The following is a 1,097-nucleotide window of genomic DNA, read 5'->3' on the forward strand; positions in this document are numbered from 1 at the left end:
TCAGGGGGTTGATCCGATAAATAGAGGTCAATAGATCGATGGCGTTGGGAATAGCTATATGGAAGAGTACATGAAGAAAGGAATAGTATGGGGGCGGGAATGCTGGCGCGCATTGGTGGTCAAATGTCTTCGGATTTTGCGATCTTGGATCCGATGGAGGGTGGTTTGAAGTGGATCAAAGGCGTGCCGCCTTGGCTGCGGTTGGTGATGTTGATAAATCCGGAGGTGATGTTGCCTGGTGTCATTACGGGCCGTCAGTGCTTGCACAACGGAAGGTGTTTGATATGTTTTGATTTATTGGCATTGCAGTGTTTGGGTTTATTAATGATTTTTTTGGTGGAGGGCTCGGGTTGGAGTGAAAGCGTGTCATTGTCATTGATTTAATGGCGAGAGAGTCTCCTCCCCAGCTTGAATGGGCACGCTGTACTTTCTCCGTTCCTGTGCTGGGGCCGTAAGGATCTTTGACAGCTGCGGAGTCATATGCAGGGGCGTACCAATCAAGCATCCATTCGAAGCCGTGATCGATCATGTCATACAGGCCAAGCGGAGTGGAGGGGTACAATCCAATGGATGAGGAGTAAGTCGTTGCGTTATATCTTGCTGCGAATTCATCGTAAGAGCTGAAATTGGCCACGTTTCTTCCGTCTTCCACTGCTCCGTTATCAGTCGGCCAGACGATAAACTTCCCGCGATTTCGAGCAGCGAATTCCCACTGGGCTTCAGTAGGCAGGCCCATCTTTCTGCCAATCTCTTTCCCGATCCATTGGCAGTAAGCTTGTGCGTCGTTCCAATCCACCCCGGCAGCCATGTTGGGTAGGTCGCGGTAGCTCAGATCCATTTCTTGCTGCGCAATCTTTGGTTTTCCCATTGCGGCAGTGAAGATGTCGAAATCTTCATAAGTCACCTTGTAAGCACCCAGGGAGTAGTCACTGAGTGTTACTTCATGCAGGACGTCATCGTTCCGGTCACCTGAATATGGCAGGTTGACTTTAGGATCTATGGGGCCGAAATCCCCCATCAAGAACTTCCCGCCCTCGACGGCGACGAGGTTCTTCAATGTCTTCTCCTTCAAGGCGTCAATCCTCTGCTGAAGGGCC

General features: G+C 50.6%; 1 protein-coding gene. It reads right to left on the reverse strand.

All coding sequences use genetic code 11. The annotated features are described in order from the left end of the window. Positions 1-244 precede the first annotated feature (244 nt). On the reverse strand, positions 245-1,097 hold an 853-nt coding region (locus AC06FE_RS19555), incomplete at its 5' end, for a formylglycine-generating enzyme family protein (RefSeq protein WP_478073996.1).

Source organism: Stenotrophomonas sp. Steno-C18, from assembly GCF_056393195.1.